Origin of the sequence: Escherichia sp. MOD1-EC5189, from assembly GCF_002966045.1 — a bacterium.
Lineage (GTDB): Bacteria > Pseudomonadota > Gammaproteobacteria > Enterobacterales > Enterobacteriaceae > Escherichia > Escherichia coli_F.
This window is the reverse complement of sequence record NZ_PTRX01000007.1, coordinates 1-18417: the sequence shown is the minus strand read 5'-3', so window position 1 is coordinate 18417 and position 18417 is coordinate 1. Positions and strand designations below refer to the sequence as shown.

The 18417-nt window shown below is 52.0% G+C and carries 16 protein-coding genes; 1 reads left to right on the top strand and 15 read right to left on the bottom strand.

Translation table 11 applies throughout. From position 1 onward, the window contains the following. Positions 1-26: 26 nt before the first annotated feature. The 15 genes from cpsG to wza all read right to left on the bottom strand — a co-directional run bounded on the left by cpsG (position 27) and on the right by wza (position 15863). Positions 27-1397, bottom strand: coding sequence for a colanic acid biosynthesis phosphomannomutase CpsG (gene cpsG / locus ATB02_RS07760; protein WP_105271359.1), 1371 nt, complete (start codon positions 1395-1397; stop codon positions 27-29). Between the two features lie 101 nt (positions 1398-1498). Then, entirely contained in the window at positions 1499-2935 is a 1437-nt protein-coding gene (gene cpsB, locus ATB02_RS07755) for a mannose-1-phosphate guanyltransferase (protein ID WP_105271358.1), read from the bottom strand. 2 nt (positions 2936-2937) lie between these two features. Next, positions 2938-4161 carry a colanic acid biosynthesis fucosyltransferase WcaI gene (wcaI, locus tag ATB02_RS07750; protein ID WP_105271357.1) on the bottom strand — a complete coding sequence of 408 codons (1224 nt, stop codon included), beginning with the start codon at positions 4159-4161 and terminating at the stop codon, positions 2938-2940. After that, complete coding sequence (gmm, locus tag ATB02_RS07745) at positions 4158-4637, bottom strand: GDP-mannose mannosyl hydrolase (protein WP_024192246.1); 480 nt, start codon at positions 4635-4637, stop codon at positions 4158-4160. Before gmm ends, wcaI begins: the two co-directional genes overlap by 4 nt. 2 nt (positions 4638-4639) lie before the next feature. Next, positions 4640-5605 carry a GDP-L-fucose synthase gene (gene fcl / locus ATB02_RS07740; RefSeq protein ID WP_105271356.1) on the bottom strand — a complete coding sequence of 322 codons (966 nt, stop codon included), beginning with the start codon at positions 5603-5605 and terminating at the stop codon, positions 4640-4642. Between the two features lie 2 nt (positions 5606-5607). Next, complete coding sequence (gene gmd, locus ATB02_RS07735; protein WP_000048190.1) at positions 5608-6729, bottom strand: GDP-mannose 4,6-dehydratase; 1122 nt, start codon at positions 6727-6729, stop codon at positions 5608-5610. 26 nt (positions 6730-6755) lie between these two features. After that, positions 6756-7304 (bottom strand): colanic acid biosynthesis acetyltransferase WcaF, encoded by a 549-nt coding sequence (gene wcaF / locus ATB02_RS07730; protein WP_001153577.1) that lies wholly within the window; start codon positions 7302-7304, stop codon positions 6756-6758. 15 nt (positions 7305-7319) lie between these two features. Beyond that, positions 7320-8066, bottom strand: coding sequence for a colanic acid biosynthesis glycosyltransferase WcaE (wcaE, locus tag ATB02_RS07725; RefSeq protein ID WP_105271355.1), 747 nt, complete (start codon positions 8064-8066; stop codon positions 7320-7322). Between the two features lie 126 nt (positions 8067-8192). Next, the gene (gene wcaD, locus ATB02_RS07720) at positions 8193-9413 is read right to left on the bottom strand and encodes a colanic acid polymerase WcaD (RefSeq protein WP_105271354.1); all 1221 of its coding nucleotides are present in this window, start codon (positions 9411-9413) and stop codon (positions 8193-8195) included. Then, positions 9388-10605 (bottom strand): colanic acid biosynthesis glycosyltransferase WcaC, encoded by a 1218-nt coding sequence (wcaC, locus tag ATB02_RS07715; RefSeq protein ID WP_105271353.1) that lies wholly within the window; start codon positions 10603-10605, stop codon positions 9388-9390. Before wcaC ends, wcaD begins: the two co-directional genes overlap by 26 nt. Continuing rightward, on the bottom strand, positions 10602-11090 hold the full coding sequence (wcaB, locus tag ATB02_RS07710) for a colanic acid biosynthesis acetyltransferase WcaB (protein WP_105271352.1): 489 nt from the start codon (positions 11088-11090) through the stop codon (positions 10602-10604). The genes wcaC and wcaB overlap by 4 nt, the downstream gene beginning before the upstream one ends. A 2-nt stretch (positions 11091-11092) precedes the next feature. Next, positions 11093-11932, bottom strand: coding sequence for a colanic acid biosynthesis glycosyltransferase WcaA (wcaA, locus tag ATB02_RS07705; RefSeq protein ID WP_000654512.1), 840 nt, complete (start codon positions 11930-11932; stop codon positions 11093-11095). Positions 11933-12109: 177 nt separating this feature from the next. Continuing rightward, a complete protein-coding gene (gene wzc / locus ATB02_RS07700) occupies positions 12110-14272 on the bottom strand; it encodes a tyrosine-protein kinase Wzc (RefSeq protein WP_105271351.1) in 2163 nt (720 codons plus the stop codon). Between the two features lie 2 nt (positions 14273-14274). Then, on the bottom strand, positions 14275-14718 hold the full coding sequence (wzb, locus tag ATB02_RS07695; protein ID WP_000482901.1) for a low molecular weight protein-tyrosine-phosphatase Wzb: 444 nt from the start codon (positions 14716-14718) through the stop codon (positions 14275-14277). 5 nt (positions 14719-14723) lie between these two features. Continuing rightward, positions 14724-15863, bottom strand: a complete 1140-nt coding sequence (gene wza / locus ATB02_RS07690; protein ID WP_000978094.1) for a polysaccharide export protein Wza — start codon at positions 15861-15863, stop codon at positions 14724-14726. 658 nt (positions 15864-16521) lie between these two features. Between wza and ATB02_RS07685 the strand changes: the two genes are divergently transcribed. Beyond that, positions 16522-18105, top strand: a complete 1584-nt coding sequence (locus ATB02_RS07685) for a TerC family protein (RefSeq protein ID WP_105271350.1) — start codon at positions 16522-16524, stop codon at positions 18103-18105. Positions 18106-18417: the final 312 nt, after the last annotated feature.

Below are 18417 nucleotides of genomic sequence, written 5' to 3'. Positions count from 1 at the left end.
GCAATGGGGTAAGGGAAGATCCGACATTACTCGTTCAGCAACGTCAGCAGAGTTCGCGTTCGCGCTTCCATCAGTGGCACATCGCCGCGCGATTCCACATTCAGGCGCACCACCGGTTCGGTGTTGGAGGAGCGCAGGTTAAAGCGCCAGTCGGCAAAGGTCATGCTGATGCCATCGGTGCGATCCACCGCCAGTGCCTCGCGGCTAAAATGCTGTTCGACGCGGTTAATCGCCTCAACGGGTTGCGCCAGTTTGCTGTTGATCTCACCGCTTGCCGGGAACGCCGCCATGCGGTCGCGCACCAGTTCGCCCAGCGTTTTCTCTTTCAGGCACACCAGTTCGGCGACCAGCAGCCACGGGATCATGCCGCTGTCGCAGTAAGCGAAATCACGGAAGTAATGGTGGGCGCTCATTTCGCCACCATAGATGGCGTCTTCCTTGCGCATACGTTCTTTAATAAAGGCGTGTCCGGTTTTCGACATCACCGGGGTGCCGCCTGCGGCAGTCACTACATCAACGGTGTTCCAGGAAAGACGCGGATCGTGGATGATCTTCGCGCCGGGATTTTTTTCGAGGAACGCTTCTGCCAGCAGGCCGACAATGTAGTAGCCCTCGATAAACTGTCCTTTTTCGTCAAACAGGAAACAGCGGTCAAAATCGCCATCAAAAGCAATACCCATATCCGCGCCGTGTTTAATGACCGCATTGCGGGTGTCGTCGCGGCATTCCGGCAGCAGCGGGTTAGGAATACCGTTGGGGAAATTGCCGTCCGGCGTGTTGTGCACTTTGATCAATTCCACGGGTGCGCCGAGGGCTTTAAAGCGGGCTTCGATGGCGTCCACCACCGGACCCGCCGCACCGTTCCCGGAGTTGATCACCAGCTTGAGCGGCGTAAGGTTTTTGACGTTGATATAACCGAACAGATGATCAACGTAAGCGTCACGCAGATTGATTTGCTGATAGCGACCGCGTTTGGTTTCATCGACGGGAGGAAAATCGTTGGCTTCTGCCAGACGCTGGACGTCGCGCAGTCCGGTATCACCGCTGATCGGGCGAGCCCCTTCGCGCACCAGCTTCATGCCGTTGTAATCCATCGGGTTATGGCTGGCGGTAACTTCGATGCCGCCAGCCACGCCGAGATGGAACGTGGCGAAATAGATCTCTTCGGTGCCGGACATGCCAATATCCAGCACATCGACGCCCGCATCCTGTAAACCTTTCGCCAGCGCCAGTTTTAAGGTTTCGCTGGTGAGGCGGACATCACCGCCTAACACAATGGTTTTCGGTTTGAGAAATTCGCCATAAGCGCGACCAATGCGCCAGGCAATATCTTCATTCAGTTCTTCGCCTAATTTCCCGCGAATATCATAGGCTTTAAAGCAGGTTAATTTTTTCATATCGTTACCCTTTTTCAGGCAATAGTTGGCCCTGACCGAAGCGGCCAATTTTGTTTTTGTCGTTATTTACCGGAGATTTATTCCGGTTGATTATTCAACTACTACACCCGTCCGTAGCGATCCGCGAAGCGCACCACATCATCCTCTTCGAGATAAGAGCCGGAGCGCACTTCAATTAAATCGAGGGGAATTTTCCCCGGGTTTTCCAGGCAGTGTTTTGCCCCCAGCGGAATATAAATGGACTCGTTTTCACCAAGCAGTTTGATATCACCGTCAATGGTGACTTTTGCCGTTCCCGCGACCACTACCCAGTGTTCCGCGCGGTGATGGTGCATCTGTACCGACAAGCCCTCGCCCGGTTTCACGGTGATGCGTTTCACCTGGTAGCGGTCGCCCGCGTCGATAGAGTCATATTTGCCCCACGGGCGATACACTTCGCGATGCACCCGATGCTCATGGCGACCATCGGCTTTGATCTGCTCGACCACTTTTTTCACATCCTGCACCGCGTTACGGTCTGCAATCAGCACCGCGTCTTTGGTCTGCACCACTACCAGATCTTTCACCCCGACGGTGGTGACCAGGCCAGATTCGGCATACACGTAGCTGTTTTCGGTTTTGTGATTAATCACATCGCCGTGGCAAACATTGCCTTCCGCGGTGTGGGCGCTGATCTCCCATAAAGAGGACCAGGAACCGACATCGCTCCAGCCCGCATCCATCGGCACCACAACGGCATCTGCCGTACGTTCCATGACCGCGTAATCCACCGACTCTTCCGGGCAAGCGAGAAACGCCTCTTCATCCACACGAATAAAATCGAGATCCGGATCGACGGCACTCATCGCCTTTTCACAGGCATCGAGAATATCCGGGCGATATTTTTTCAGTTCTTCGAGATAACGTCCGGCGCGGAACAGGAACATACCGCTGTTCCAGTAATATTCGCCGCTTGCCACATAGGCCTGAGCGGTTTCCAGATTCGGTTTTTCGACAAACTGCGCCACTTCAAAGGCCACCGTATCCTGCTCACCCGCCGACACTTCACCGCGACGAATATAGCCATATCCGGTTTCAGGTAGATCCGGCACAATGCCGAAGGTCACCAGCTTGCCCGCTTCGGCATACGGCATGGCATTACGCACGGCGGCGCGGAACGCGTCTTCGTCGGCAATCACATGATCTGCCGCCAGGACCAACATTAACGGGTCGCTCTCCGGGCTATGACGTTTTGCCGCCAGCGCCGCCAACGCAATGGCAGGTGCAGTGTTACGCCCTGCCGGTTCGAGAATAATGTTCTCGGTGAGTTTGTTCAGTTGACGCAGCTGTTCCGCGACAATAAAGCGGTGCTGCTCATTGCAAATCACCACCGGGCTTTCGCACTCCACGCCGTTCAGGCGGCAGATGGTGGTTTGCAGCATGGTAAGATCGCCTTTCAGGCATAAAAACTGCTTGGGATAAAGTACGCGGGAAAGCGGCCATAAGCGGCTACCGGAGCCACCTGCCATCACAACTGGATAGAGTTTCGACTGCGACATAATTATCCCCGAATATCATGTATAAATTGACGTAACACGTTCTCTTTATCGAGCGTGCGTTCGGCATATTCACGTGCCACCGTGTTGTGTTTGGGCAGCAGGAGCGCCTGACGAATCCCCGCCACCAGCGCCTCGACCGATTCCGGCTCTACGCAAACCGCAATGCCCGGAAAGGTTTCGCAAAGCTGCCCCAGTTCGGTGTGGGCTTCTGCAGTAATCACCGCGTTACCGCCTACCGCCAGAATATTGGTCAGTTTCGACGGCAATACGGCATCTGCCGCGCCGCGTTTTTGCACCACCAGATGGCAATCGCCCATCTTCAGCAGTGCAGGCAAGGCGTCATACGATTGCAGCGGGAAAAATTGCATATTGCGCAGTCCGCGCTGCTGCGCCATTTTTTCCAGCCGCGCTTTGCCGCCGCCCTGCCCGACAATGGCAAAAATCAGCGGTTCATCGCGCAGGCGATCGGCAGCTTCAATAACGTTTTCCAGCCCCTGCTTTTCACCAATATTGCCGGAGTAAAGAATGATTTTTTTGTTATCCGGCAGGCCAAGTTGGTTACGAAGGGCGTCAACATCGGCGTCTGCAACATGTTGAAAACGGGCAATTTCCGACCAGTTGGGGAAGAAGATGACGTTTTCCGCCGCCACGCCTTTTTCAACGGCTTTATTCATCATCGAACGCGAAATCGTGGAGACGTTATCGACGTTATGCAGTCCGCTACGTTCGAAGGCTGTCGCCAGCTGTGCCACTTTGCCGCCTTTACCTTTTCCGGCAAGGCCCAGCCCCAGCATGGCATCCACTTCGTAATCCTGAATATGCAACACAGTACGCGCACCAGAGAGTTTCGCCAGCAGGCGCATTCCCGGCGTGCAAAACAGCGTTGGTACTACGCCGATAATGCGATCCGGCTTCCAGCGACGTTGCGCCATCAGGGGAAAAAAACTGCTGGCGGCAAAGCTGCCGAGATGTAACAGGCGTTTCAGGGTGCTCGGCTGTTTTGGCACATACAGCGGGCAGCGCCACACCGTGGCGGCCCCCTCTTCTCGTTTGTACCACCATGCGGAATAGTTCTCGCCCACCTGCCACTGCGGGTAGTACGGCGGTGCGGTAATGACCCGCACCTCATGACCTTGTGCTGCCAACCATTCCACCATCTCGCCGGTGTATTTGCCGATGCCGGTTAACTCCGGCGAGTAGTTAATGCCGTAGACCAGTATTTTCATAATCCGGGTACTCCGGCACGCTTCTCAGCGAGAAAATAGGCGCGGCTGTTAGCGTGAACATTGTCACTGGCGAGCAGTGCGTCCGGCGTCAGCCAGCGGTAATCGTCATGCTGCTCATCCGGCAGTAACAGTTCTTCTTCCGCGACTCTGAAGCGAAAACCGAGCACCACATAGTGAGTGGTGAAATCCGTGCCGGAGAAGTTATCGTCATAAAAGTGCTGCCAGACACCGTAAAACTGGCCTGCTGTTATCGGCAGACGCAGCCCCAGTTCCGCAAGCGTCAGCCGCTCAAATGCGGCTTCCAGCGTTTCGTCTTTCTGCACGCGCCCTCCCGGCACAAACCAGTAACCCTGCGCCGGGCGGTTGGTTCTTTTGCCAAGCAGAAACTCGCCGCGACTGTTCTCGACAATAAAGTCGAGAGAGACAAGCGGTGTGGAGCGCACTACCGTGGCAAAGTCTTCCTGACGTAAAAACATCATTACCCCCGAAAGCGGTCTTGATTCTCAAGGAACCACTGGTAAGTGCTGGCAAGCCCCGCTTCCAGTGAGATTTCGTGATACCAGCCAAGCTGATGCAGGCGCGTCACATCCAGCAGTTTGCGCGGCGTACCATCCGGTTTGCTGGCATCGAAAACCACCCGACCTTTGTAACCCACCACTTTGGCGATGGTTTGCGCCAGCTCGCGGATAGTGCAGTCAACACCCGTGCCGACGTTAATGTGCGACAGCATCGGCTGGGTGTTCTCCTGCCAGACTTCGTGCGCCAGCTCCATGACATGAATGCTTGCCGCCGCCATATCATCGACATGCAGAAATTCGCGCATCGGCGTACCGCTGCCCCACACCACCACGTCCGGTGCATTCTGTGCCGTCGCCTCGTGGAAGCGGCGCAGCAATGCGGGGATCACATGCGAATTATTCGGATGGAAGTTGTCGTGCGGCCCGTACAGGTTGGTCGGCATGACAGAGCGGTAATCGCGTCCATACTGGCGGTTGTAAGATTCGCACAGTTTGATCCCGGCGATTTTGGCAATGGCGTATGGCTCGTTGGTCGGCTCCAGCGTGCCCTGTAACAGCTCGCTTTCTGCCATCGGCTGTTTTGCCAGTTTTGGGTAGATGCAGGACGATCCGAGAAACAGCAGTTTGTTGACGTCGTTCTGATGCGCAGCGTGAATGATGTTGCTCTCAATCATCATATTCTGGTAGATGAAATCCGCCGGATACGTGTTGTTGGCGACAATCCCGCCCACTTTCGCCGCCGCCAGATAGACCTGGTCAATGCGCTCGCTGGCAAAGAAATCATGCACCGCGCGGCTGTCCAGCAGGTTCAGTTCGTCGCGGGTGCGTAATACCAGTTCCACATCACCGCGCTGTTCGAGCTGTCGCTTGATGGCAGAACCGACCATCCCGCGATGGCCAGCGATAAAAATACGTTGTTTACTCATGCTTATGACTCCAGCGCGATCGCCACGTCGTAGCCGTGAGATTTCAGCAGAGAGTGTTTTTTCGCCGCTTCGAGGTCATTAGCCACCATTTCAGATACCATCTCTCTGAGGGTGATTTCCGGTTTCCAGCCCAGTTTTTCGTGCGCTTTGGTTGGGTCGCCGAGCAGCGTTTCTACTTCAGCAGGACGGAAGTAACGCGGGTCAACGGCGATAATCACATCGCCCGGTTTAACGCCCGGCGCGTCATGCCCGGTGACGGAAACCACAATGCCCTTCTCTTCAACGCCCGTGCCTTCAAAGCGCAGTTTGATGCCCAGCTGTGCTGCCGCCATTTCCACGAACTGACGCACGGAGTACTGAACGCCGGTGGCAATAACGAAATCTTCTGGCTGTTCCTGTTGCAGCATCATCCACTGCATTTTTACGTAGTCTTTGGCGTGGCCCCAGTCACGCAGGGAATCCATATTGCCGAGGTACAGGCACGACTCCAGCCCTTGAGCGATATTGGCGATTGCGCGGGTGATTTTGCGGGTAACGAAGGTTTCGCCACGGCGCGGGGATTCATGGTTGAAGAGAATGCCGTTACAGGCGTACATGCCGTAGGATTCGCGGTAGTTAACGGTGATCCAGTAGGCATAAAGTTTGGCGACCGCATACGGAGATCGCGGATAGAACGGCGTGGTTTCTTTCTGCGGAATTTCCTGCACCAGACCGTACAGTTCAGAAGTGGAAGCCTGATAGAAACGGGTTTTCTTTTCCAGACCAAGGAAGCGGATCGCCTCCAGCAGACGCAGTGTGCCCATCGCATCAACGTCTGCGGTATATTCCGGTGACTCAAAAGAAACCGCAACGTGGCTCATTGCCCCCAGGTTGTACACTTCATCCGGCTGCACTTCACGCAAAATACGCGTCAGGTTGGAGGTATCACTCAGGTCGCCATAATGCAGATGGAATTTCGGGTTACAGGTATGCGGATCCTGATAAATATGATCCACGCGCTCGGTGTTGAATGAAGATGCACGACGCTTAATACCATGCACCTCGTAACCTTTTTCCAGCAGAAACTCTGCCAGGTAAGAACCGTCTTGTCCGGTTACACCGGTGATGAGAGCGACTTTTGACATGTCTTATTCCTCTGTATTTTTTGAATTTATTCAGTTTCAACGCGTTCGCGTATCACCACTGCGGGATTCCCCCGGCAAACTCTATTTGCCGGAAGCGATTTAAAAACACTGCTTCGCGCACCCACGACGGTGCCGTCGCCGATCGTGACGCCAGGAGCAACAAAAACATCGGTTGCCAGCCAGCATTTCTCACCAATCACAATGGGCGTGGCGTTTATGGTGAAATGTCGACTTGCATGGTCGTGGCTCCCGGTGCATAAATAACTTTTTTGCGATATCACCGAATGTGCGCCAATGGTTATTTCACCGAGGGTATATAAATTGACGTCATCGCCGACCCACGCGTAATCACCTAAGGTTAATTTCCACGGATAGGTAATTTTTACTGACGGACGAATAACTACGTTTTTTCCTATTTTTGCGCCAAATAAACGTAATAAAAATGCCCGCCAGCGATACAATACTTGTGGCGACCAGGCAAATAATGTTGCCTGTACTGCCCACCATAACTGCACTTTAATAGCGTTGCCGCCCCGGAACCCTTTCGGCACCGAGAAACCACTTAAATCTTGCATTGGTATTCCTTATATTCAGACTTTGTTATATAAGGCTTTAGTCTTACCCGTCGTGCGCTGGCGTAAATGCCAGGATAATTCTGCCCAGAAGCCAGGCACATGTAATATTTGCCGTTGGACTTTTTTCGCGTCAGCACACAATTCCATATTATTGGTGGTAGATACTCCACCCATAGAAAATTCAGACACCAGGCCATTGAGTTTTTTAAATGCATAACCGGCTTTATACATTTTGGCCGCCAGCGCATAATCGGAAGAAACTTTATACTCCAGGTCATAACGCCATTTTTTCAAGCCGGATACCGGGAAAAATATCGCCTGATGACTGGCGGGCAGGCTGTGATAAATATACCAGCCAGGTTTGGCGCTACGTTTAATTTTATGCCCGTCGCCAAAATCCAGCAGCGCATCGCCGGTAATCATCACGTTATCTTTTTGCATTTTTAATCTACGGACAAAATTTGCGGCATCCTGATGAAAAATATCGCCCGAGTTGAGAAACAGCGCAAACTTGCCTTGTGCCATCGCAATGCCTTTGTTCATGGCGTCGTAGATACCGTTATCTGGCTCGCTAACAAAGCGTAGGTTATAGATACCATTGAGATTTTCCAGGTACTCACGGGTACCGTCGTTGGAACCGCCATCGACAACAATCCATTCGAAGCTGATATCGTCAGCCTGCGCCAGATGCGCCAGCGAGGCGTGTGTTTTGACTATCCCTTCGAGGTTACGAAACGCGACAGTGATTATGCTAAGCAACATGTTCTTACCTCGTAATACCCGTCATACTTCAAGCTGCATGTGCGTTGGTTTTCCTCGCTCACCCCAGTCACGTACTCGTGTACGCTCCTGGGGATTCGCTGCGTCACCAACTTCCTGCAACTCGAATTATTTAGGGTGTATATTTAACGCTTTTCGCAAAATAAACGGACAGACGATTAAAAATGCATATTCCGGGCTAAATATCGAACCGGTAAAAAACAGCGATACCGGAGTGAAAAGATATAATTGCACGCGAAAATTGCGGTTATCACCAAAAGCGTTGATCATCATTTTTATCACTTTCCCCATGTACCACAGTGATAAAAACACCGCGAACCAGGAAAAATAAATAATCAGCAGATACAAACCATTGTCTATGGTTTTTCCGACATCCGCACCGTTAAATATTCCGAATGATGCGACATATTCATAAAGTGAGCCAAATCTGACTACACCGTCAATATGGCTCAAAGAATAACCGACCATCACCAGTGGACCGACAATACGATAATACGATGACGATCCTTCCGTACCTAAATCGCCCAAGCGGGTGGAAATATAAGGAAACGCGATTACCACACCAACCAGGAATACAGCCAGAGAAATCAATGCTAACGGTAACTTTTTCTTAATCGCCTCTTTATTCAGATATTGAAACGCCCACTCCAACAAATAAAACAGGATAAAGGTCATAACCCCTGAAAACGATCCGGATAATATTATCCCTGCGAGAATCATAGCATCGGTTTTAGGCGTTTTGATACCAAACTGTTTGATACTGAGCCAAATTGAGATTAATGCCAGAGCGAAAAATGCCGGTTCGAAATAAAGTGCTGTTGTGCGCTTGCCGCCGAATTTAATGAAATTCAGCACATAGCTGTTGCTGTAAATCAGATATTTCGAAATCGACTCCATAATACTACTGCCGCCGGTGAGGATAATTTGCGCCATCTCCACCGCCGCCAGCGCCACCACCAGCCCGACCACCAGATAAAAGAAACGTAATATCTTGCGATGGTTGTGTGGCGAAATTGTTTTAAAACGAATACTCCACACCATGCCAATAATGATCACAATATAGACAAACAGCATAGTTGAAGTGACGTATTTACTGGCATCCAGCGACTGACCAAACAGGTAGTTAAACGCCGTGAGTCCCGCACCAATCCCTAAGGCAATCATCAATTTTTTAACGCTGATGCGCTCTAAAAACAGCAGTAACAAGACAGGTAAAAAAGTGACGATGGTGATGGGGAAACTTTCGCCAAGCTGGGCGATTTTGACGTTAACCAGCAGGTAAATCAGCGGCAGCAGCAGGTAGCTACAGATTCTGATAGAAGTTGACATACTCCTCCAGCATCTGTTGTCCACTGTAGGCGGCGCGGCTGCGTTGGCTGAACTCAGCCAGCGTGGTACCAAATATCGCCTGCGCGATTTCCGGTTTGCTTAACTGCACCAGTTTCAGCACGTCTTCTTCGCTGACGGTTTTACCGCCGGATTTTTGCAGCACTTCCCGCGCCGCATCGCTATGGGTGGCAATCACCGGCACGCCAATCGATAGCGCCTCACACAAAATCAGCGGGTAGTTATCGACGCGAGAACTGAACACCAGCGCATCCATCTGATTGAGCGCGCTCATTAACTTACGTTTGTCGGTTTCAAAGCCGTGATTGACAACGTTACCAGCGGTGAACGGCGAGAACTTACCGAAGGTATGCAGTTCGATTTTGTCGCCCAGCGCTATCATCTCGCGCACCAGTTGCTGGTTAGTTTTGCCGTCGTAACGCAGGTCATGCGCCACCACTGCGATTTTCGGCTTGCCCTGAGTTTCGCGCACCGGAGGCAGGTCCGCCAGAATCGCTTCGGTTGCCATATCAATGCCATTATTGATAATCCGGCAACGCCCTGGACCGTACAGGCTATTGAAAGCATCAGCCACATGCTGGCTGGGGGAAATAAACTGACAGCCCAGCGCCAGCATCTCGCGGAATAACTGGCGTTTGCCCGCCACCAGCTGGTGTGCGCGATCAATCTTCACCGGCGGATAGTTATTTAAGGTCGGGCATTTCTGACAGCCCGTTTTCCAGCCTTCGCACCCGTCGGTAAAAGCGCAGCGTCCGGTAACGCTCCAGTGATCGTGCAGCGTCCAGACCAAAGTGACATCCGGTTTGTGGTTTTTCACCTTTTCGCAAAAGTGCACCACGCTCTTAAGATTCAACCAGTAGCTGTGCAGCACATGAAAATGCAGGACTACCGGTCCCGGTGTGCGAGTAATGGTGCGATATAACTCATTGAAGTTGCCGAACAGATCGCGATTAAACAGACGAAACAGGGCAATGTTCGCCATCGCGGTTATCCGCGGCGTATGTTTGATCACCTGCGGATAGTTCTGATGGCTGACGCTCTCTTTGCCGCCTTTGCCGTAGCCGTAGACAAAATGTGACGCCAGCCCCTGTTGCAGCGCGCGCTGGTGGAGATCTAACGCCACACCTGCCGCCCCGCCTTCCGCCAGTCGCACATTAAATTGCAGAATATTCATTTAATTACCTTCACTCGCGCTTTTTCTCCCACCACCAGCGCGTTGTCCGGGATTGCGTCGAGCACCACGCTGCCCGCCCCCACGGTAACGTTGTTACCAATCGTGATATCGCCGAGAATAATGACGTTGGCACCAAGCTCGACGCCGTTGCCAATGTGTGGACATGCCATGTAATTGGCACCACGATTGCCGATAGTGACGCCGTGGCGAATGGTGAAATCATCCCCCGCGACCACGTTTTTATTGATCACTACGGCATAGCCGTGATGGATAGTAAAGCGTCGGCCAATGGTCGCGGCGGCCTGGATTTCATAACCGAAAAAGCATTCGGTGATAATGCGATACAACACCAGCAGCGGGGCCGCCCACAGATTGTTGAGGACGTTTTTTTTGCGCCACACTGAACAAAAATGAGCAACGCGATAGGCAAGAACCATGCAGCACGGGCGTAAACTCCAGCTGTTGGCGCGCAGATCTTCCAGCATCTTTAGCGCCCCCGAATTCCATCAGCCAGACGTTTGCCGTTACGCACCGACAGCAGCGTCAACAAGGTGCGCCAGGTCATGCGTTTATTGCGGATCTGGTAGAGGGTAAACAACTGATATTTCTTGCTGGCGCGGTCGAATTTGTCTTTGTGCTTACGATAAAAGTGGAAGTACCCGGAGAATTTTTTCGGTGACGAGGTGATCTGCATTTCGCCGTGATTGATATGCAGGATCTGCGTCGCCTCTTCCACTTTCCACGGTTCGCCGTACTCCACCACCATTCGCAGGAAGATGTCGTAATCCTGTGCCGCTTTCAGTTCGGTATCGAACAAGCACTCTTTGAAACGCCACGCCCAGCTAAACACCTGATTACCAATGATATTGCGTTTGTAGAACAGGCGGCGTGAATACGGCGATTTGGGATACAGCGGCAAGCTTGCCGGTTGGGAATAGACTTCGCCCTGGCAAACGTAGTCGTTAGCGTACAAAAAGGCGTGTGTGACCAGTTGCTGTTTATGGGCGAGGAAGACGCTCAGGCGGTTGGGTGTCCATTCATCATCGTCATCGATCCCGGTGATGTATTCCCCTTGCGCCAGCATAATCGCCTGGTTACGTACCGCGCACGCCCCGCTGTTAATGTCGTTGTGAATGTACGTAATGCGCGAGTCGTTGAGGGCGGTGACGTACTGTTGCAACTGTTCCCAGGAGGTGGAGCAATCATCCACGATAATCATCTCCCAGTTGCTGTAGTCCTGGCGCAGGACCGATTTTATCGCCCGAATCGCCAGTTGTTGGCGGTTCCAGGTCGGCATATAGATTGAGATCAGCGGATTGTCTTTCATAGGTTGTTCTCCCGGAGTATCGAGATGTTCTGCCGGTTTATAAGCTGGTTTACAGGTTCTGTTGCCGGATGCGGCGTGAACGCCTTATCCGGCCTACGGAGCGGGTTTGCTTGCCTGATGCGGCGTGAACGTAGGTCGGATAAGATGCGTCAGCATCGCATCCGACAGCGGATCTCGTTATTTCGCGTCCGACTTATATTCATATTCGTAATAGCCATAATCCTGATACGCGCTGGCGCGGCGGAAGATAGAGTTCAGAATCACCCCTTTCACCGGAATACCGTTTTGCTCAAAGCGGCTCAGACTGGTTTCCACTTCTTTCAAGGTGTTGACCGCATAACGCGCCACCATTAACGTGGTTCCGACGTGACGCCCGACAATTGCGGCATCGGTCACTGCCAGAATCGGCGGCGTATCAATCAACACCAGGTCATAGTTTTTACTCGCCCAGCTCACCAGTTCCGCAAAGCGTTCGCTCATCAACAGTTCGGAAGGATTTGGCGGTACCTGACCGCGCGGGATCAGGTCAAATTTGGCAATAGAGGTCGGTTTAGCAGCGGTAGTAATATCGCCCTGACCAATCAGAATTTCCGACAGGCCATTGACGTTATTGGTGCCCAACAGCTCGTGGGTGTAGCCTTTGCGCATATCGCAGTCGATCAACAACACCCGTTTATTGGTCTGACTGATCACCGCCGCCAGGTTAGCGCAGACAAAGGTTTTACCGATTGACGGGCTAACCCCGGTCATCATCAACACATTGTTCTGTGCCTGCATCATCGCGAAGTGCAAACTGGTACGCAGACTACGGATGGCTTCAATCGCCAGATCGGTTGGATTCCCCACCGCCAGTAGCTGGCTCTGTTTATAGCGTTTAACCCCTTTGATGGTTTTGACGCTATCGCGCGCTTTTTGCCACTCCGACAGCGGGATGCTGGCATAGACGCTGATGCCGTGTTCTTCCAGCACCTGCGGGCTTTCAATGCCGCGATTGAACAACGAGCGCAGCAGCACACCCACGATAGAAAGCATCAGGCCGAGGATGATTGCGCCGAGAATAATCAGCCCTTTCTTCGGTTTCAGCACGCCAGGCTGGGTGATTGCCGGGTCAACAATGCGCACATCGCCGACGGTGCTGGCCTCGGTGATTTTCAGCTCCTGCTCTTTATTCAGCAGTTGCATATAGACCTGCTGCCCAGACTCGACATCGCGCGTCAGACGCACAATCTCCTGCTGAGTCTTCGGCATCGCCGTTACGCGACCGTTAAGTTTGGCTTTCTCTTCTTCCAGCGCCTGCCGTTTCTCCAGCAGCGTGCGATACGCCGGGTGAACTTTGGTGTACAGCTTGGAGATTTCCGCTTCTTTAAAGGTCAGTTCGTTCAACTGCGCGTCGATGTTCACCATTGAATCAAGCACCGCTTTCGCTTCCAGCGGCAGATCAACAGAATCTTTATCCTGACGGAAGGCATTCAGTTTGTTTTCGGCAACATCAAGGCGGCTGCGTACTTCTGGTAACTGTTGCGCGAGGAAGGCGAGGCTTTTCGACGCTTCCGCCGATTTGCGCTCAATATTTTGTTCCTGATAGTTACGGGCGATACTGTTAAGAATGTCGCGGATCTGTTCGCGATCTTCACCGGTATAAGTCAGGCTCAGTACGCCAGCGTCTTTGCCATTCTCTGTTACCGTCAGGCTGTTTTGCAGTTGATTGATCATCCCCAGCGTGGAGTATTTAGTGACGGTAAACTCACTGCCCGGGCTGGCGTGAATGGCTTCAACCATCAGCGTGACGCCTTCTTTTTTCAGCATCTGGCCCGCTTGCCCACGGGCGCTAAAGCCGCCGTCGCTGCTCAGGGTGTAGTTTTTGTCATCAAGCACATTAAGCGTAAACACCTGATCCACCATCTCTTTTGGACGGTTAAAGGTGGTCACTTTTACTGTCTCGTTCTGACGTCCCATCAGGCGATCCCAGCCCGCGCCGAAAATGGGGAACGTGTTTTTGCTCACCGCAATATCGAGGTCAAGATCGTCCACCGTTTTACCGAGCACCAGACGCGAGCGAATCAACTGGATCTCAGCGTCCGATGCTGGCGGCTTGTTGGCTAACGCCGAGCCGATATCCTGCACTAACGAATTGCCGCTGCTTTGCTCAATTTGTACCAGTGCGTCGGCGCTGTATATCGGCGTAGCGAAGAAGGTGTAAACCACAGCACAGAGGGCGAATACGGCGGTGATGCCAATTACCCACCAGCGCGCTTCAATGACGGTGCCGACCAGGCGACCAATATCGATTTCATCACTGCCCGTTACCGGAGCGGCATGTTGTTTTACTTTTTCTGTCATTGTTATACCTGCTCTGCGTTCAATGCCTGCGCCCACTGGCGGGCAGACCGTTCAAGTAATGTGTACACCGCTGCAAACGTTTCCCGGCTTTTGCGATACGGATCGGGGATTTCACATTCGTTATCCCAGTGACCAAACAGCATCACTTTGCCGCGCATCTCAGGTGCCATCTCGCATAAGCGTTCGATATGGCGCTTTTCCATGGTCAATATCAGGTCGTAGTTGCGACACAGGCGGCGGCTGATTTGCCGTGCACAGTGACCTTCCAGAGACAGTTGATGTTCTGCAGCAACACTGATGGCAGTAGGATCAGCCCCTTTACCGACCAGTGCGCCGAGACCAGCGGATTCTACTTTCAGCTCAGGGTGATAACGTTGCAGTAAGCGTTCCGCCGTCGGGGAACGGCAAATATTGCCGACACAGACAACTAAGATGTTGTTAAACATGACGATTACCAGTTATGAATGTCGCTGGCTGTATCCGTCATGTAACGGACACCGCTAATAGTTGGCAGCAACTGATTGATCAGACGGTTCCAGCGGGAAACCGGGGCGGTGGTGACATACACCACGTCATAAGGCTGCAGGCGGAATTCTGTCGCCATCACCAGCGACGTGGCATCGGACATATCCAGTTGGTAGATATTGGCGATCTTGCCGTTACGCCCGCCCTCGCCTTTCAATGGACGAATGACAAAGATGCCGCTGGCGTTGGAGGTGGTCATGTCGATACCTTCGGCATTGCCCAGGGCTTCAGTCAAGGTCATGCCGCTAAAGTCCATTTTCAGGGTGCTCTGTTTCTTCACTTCACCCATCACAAATACTTTCAGATCATCATTACGCGGCACGTAGAGGATATCGCCGGGGTAAAGCAGTCGATTCTGATTGAGGTCACCGTTTTGCATCAGCGCCTGCAAAGAAATGCGTTCTTCACGACCATTGTGTGTTAGCACCACGTTGCGCCAGTCAGCGGTATCGGTCAGGCCACCTGCGGCGTTAATGGCATCGAGAATGGTCAGTGGTACGTTGGTGATGGCCTGTTGACCGGATTTATTCACCTGACCTGAGATATACGCTTTTTGCGAGCGGAAGGCGGCGATATTAACGTCCACCTGCGGGTCAGCGATGTACGTCGCTAAGCGCCCGGTAATATCACTGCGGATTTCAGCGAGCGTTTTCCCCACCACGTGAACCTTGCCGATATACGGGTAGAACATAGTGCCGTCAGGCTGTACCCAGTTGCCGGTGTCGCTGGAGCTGCGGTACTGACCAGCTGGAGTGGTGAGTTCCGGGTGATCCCAGACGGTGACATTAAGAACGTCGCCCGGCCCGACACGATATTGATAATTGGCAATCTCGCTTTCCAGCGTCATATTGGGGCGCGCGACGTTCGGGCGTGGACGTAATTGATCAATCAGGCGCGGGGTCAGCGGATAAACATTCACCATTTTGTCGAGATCGAAATCAGCGTCCTGCTGTTTGATGACGTCTTTACCCATCGTCGACATATTGCTGCCCGGAAGTACTGTGCAACCGCTTATCAAGGTTACTGACACCAATAATGGCATCAATTTCATTTTGGATTTCATCATTGTTTATTTATCACTTTGGCAGAGTAATTATCCTGTGCACTATTAATAGCAATGTCGCCATGCACATTTACCTTGCAGTTAATTGAATAAAAATTTAACTGGCATCAGTCCTAAAAAAATTGATTTCATCCGCAGGCTATTGACAGAATAATTCAGACTGGTCTTTCAGGCGTCCAGACACGCTACCTCCCCTGGCTTTTCAGCTACCAACACACTGATTTAGTTTAGATTTTCCAACTCTTTCATCATGCAGCCGATTATGAAAAAGCGTTATTCCGTGAATTAATTTTCCAGATATAAGGTGGCATTATGGTAATTGAATATTGGCTTCCAATAATGCAGGAGGAAGTGTTACAGCTAACGGAATAGCAGGCAAGGTAACAATTCGGCAATTGGCTATTTTTAAGAATTATATTAAGTGTCAATCAATATGTTTTTTAGGAATTTCTTTAGGTTGACAATAATTAATATAATGTCTCCATATGCGATATTTCTTAAATAGCGCTTTATTATTGCCACTTTTAATTCAGGGATAATGCGATGTTATAGCCCTCAAATAAAGTCAGATAAATAGTGCTGTGACATTGCATTTTTGCCCTGATTTATCCATGATCGAATTGTGACATTTGTCATACAACGAATAGGTTTTGTACTTACTATGGAATGGATTGCCGATCCGTCTATCTGGGCCGGGTTAATCACGCTGATTGTGATCGAACTGGTCCTCGGCATTGATAACCTGGTCTTTATTGCCATCCTCGCCGAAAAACTACCGCCGAAGCAGCGCGACCGCGCACGGGTTACCGGGCTGCTGCTGGCAATGTTAATGCGCCTGTTACTGCTGGCGTCAATCTCCTGGCTGGTCACCCTGACTCAACCACTGTTCAGCTTCCGCTCGTTTACCTTTAGCGCCCGCGACTTAATCATGCTGTTTGGTGGTTTCTTCCTGCTGTTCAAAGCCACGATGGAGTTGAACGAACGGCTGGAGGGGAAAGACAGCAATAACCCCACGCAACGCAAAGGTGCGAAGTTCTGGGGCGTGGTGACGCAAATTGTGGTACTGGACGCCATCTTCTCACTTGACTCGGTGATTACTGCCGTCGGGATGGTCGACCATTTACTGGTCATGATGGCCGCCGTGGTTATCGCTATCAGCCTGATGTTGATGGCCAGCAAGCCGTTAACGCAATTTGTTAACAGTCACCCGACCATCGTTATTCTCTGCCTAAGCTTCCTGTTGATGATTGGCTTTAGCCTGGTGGCGGAAGGTTTCGGCTTCGTCATTCCGAAGGGATATCTGTACGCCGCGATTGGTTTCTCGGTAATGATCGAGGCGCTCAATCAACTTGCCATCTTTAACCGGCGACGTTTTCTCTCCGCTAACCAGACGCTGCGCCAGCGAACTACCGAAGCGGTAATGCGCTTGTTAAGCGGGCAAAAAGAAGATGCGGAGCTGGATGCCGAAACCGCGTCCATGCTGGTGGATCATGGTAACCAGCAGATCTTTAATCCGCAGGAACGGCGGATGATTGAGCGGGTACTTAATCTTAACCAGCGTACTGTCAGCAGCATCATGACGTCGCGCCACGATATTGAGCATATCGATCTCAACGTGCCAGAAGAGGAGATCCGCCAGCTGCTGGAGCGAAATCAGCACACGCGTCTGGTCGTTACCGACGGCGATGACGCGGAAGATTTGCTCGGTGTCGTTCACGTTATCGATCTTCTGCAACAGTCGCTGCGCGGTGAACCGCTCAACCTGCGGGTGTTGATCCGCCAGCCGCTGGTGTTCCCGGAAACATTGCCGTTGTTACCTGCCCTGGAGCAGTTCCGTAATGCTCGCACACACTTTGCTTTTGTGGTGGATGAGTTTGGCTCGGTGGAAGGGATTGTGACATTAAGTGACGTCACTGAAACCATTGCAGGTAACTTGCCAAACGAAGTGGAAGAGATCGATGCCCGTCATGATATTCAGAAAAATGCCGACGGTTCCTGGACGGCGAATGGTCATATGCCGCTGGAAGATCTGGTGCAATATGTGCTGCTGCCGCTGGATGAAAAACGTGAATATCACACCATTGCCGGGCTGTTGATGGAATATTTGCAGCGTATTCCAAAACCTGGCGAAGAAGTTCAGGTGGGGGATTATTTGCTTAAAACGTTGCAGGTGGAAAGCCATCGCGTGCAGAAGGTGCAGATTATTCCACTGCGTAAGGATGGCGAGATGGAGTACGAGGTGTGATGGTATGTAGGCCTGATAAGACGCGTAAGCGTCGCATCAGGCGTTTCATTCAACCGGGAGAGTATGTGACATTAGAGGCTGTTCCGTTCACTTTATGTTCCTCGCTACTTTGGAACGCTCAAGCCGGTGAACGTGCCAGGGTGGCTCAATCGCCACCACCCTGGCAACCCGGGCTCCCGGCGGTAAATCGCCGCTAGCGCGGTCCCCTCATCTTATTCCTTTCGGCTATCGGGTACGGGCGCGAGGTAACATATATGGACGCTCCCGGAATGCAATGCTTTCTTCAGTTATGTAATAAAACGGGTAGGTGCA

What these genes read in the sequence shown, in the direction of transcription:
- cpsG (WP_105271359.1), bottom strand. Translation starts at nt 1,397, where the DNA reads ATGAAAAAATTAACCTGCTTTAAAGCCTATGATATTCGCGGGAAATTA.
- cpsB (WP_105271358.1), bottom strand. Translation starts at nt 2,935, where the DNA reads ATGTCGCAGTCGAAACTCTATCCAGTTGTGATGGCAGGTGGCTCCGGT.
- wcaI (WP_105271357.1), bottom strand. Translation starts at nt 4,161, where the DNA reads ATGAAAATACTGGTCTACGGCATTAACTACTCGCCGGAGTTAACCGGC.
- gmm (WP_024192246.1), bottom strand. Translation starts at nt 4,637, where the DNA reads ATGTTTTTACGTCAGGAAGACTTTGCCACGGTAGTGCGCTCCACACCG.
- fcl (WP_105271356.1), bottom strand. Translation starts at nt 5,605, where the DNA reads ATGAGTAAACAACGTATTTTTATCGCTGGCCATCGCGGGATGGTCGGT.
- gmd (WP_000048190.1), bottom strand. Translation starts at nt 6,729, where the DNA reads ATGTCAAAAGTCGCTCTCATCACCGGTGTAACCGGACAAGACGGTTCT.
- wcaF (WP_001153577.1), bottom strand. Translation starts at nt 7,304, where the DNA reads ATGCAAGATTTAAGTGGTTTCTCGGTGCCGAAAGGGTTCCGGGGCGGC.
- wcaE (WP_105271355.1), bottom strand. Translation starts at nt 8,066, where the DNA reads ATGTTGCTTAGCATAATCACTGTCGCGTTTCGTAACCTCGAAGGGATA.
- wcaD (WP_105271354.1), bottom strand. Translation starts at nt 9,413, where the DNA reads ATGTCAACTTCTATCAGAATCTGTAGCTACCTGCTGCTGCCGCTGATT.
- wcaC (WP_105271353.1), bottom strand. Translation starts at nt 10,605, where the DNA reads ATGAATATTCTGCAATTTAATGTGCGACTGGCGGAAGGCGGGGCGGCA.
- wcaB (WP_105271352.1), bottom strand. Translation starts at nt 11,090, where the DNA reads ATGCTGGAAGATCTGCGCGCCAACAGCTGGAGTTTACGCCCGTGCTGC.
- wcaA (WP_000654512.1), bottom strand. Translation starts at nt 11,932, where the DNA reads ATGAAAGACAATCCGCTGATCTCAATCTATATGCCGACCTGGAACCGC.
- wzc (WP_105271351.1), bottom strand. Translation starts at nt 14,272, where the DNA reads ATGACAGAAAAAGTAAAACAACATGCCGCTCCGGTAACGGGCAGTGAT.
- wzb (WP_000482901.1), bottom strand. Translation starts at nt 14,718, where the DNA reads ATGTTTAACAACATCTTAGTTGTCTGTGTCGGCAATATTTGCCGTTCC.
- wza (WP_000978094.1), bottom strand. Translation starts at nt 15,863, where the DNA reads ATGATGAAATCCAAAATGAAATTGATGCCATTATTGGTGTCAGTAACC.
- ATB02_RS07685 (WP_105271350.1), top strand. Translation starts at nt 16,522, where the DNA reads ATGGAATGGATTGCCGATCCGTCTATCTGGGCCGGGTTAATCACGCTG.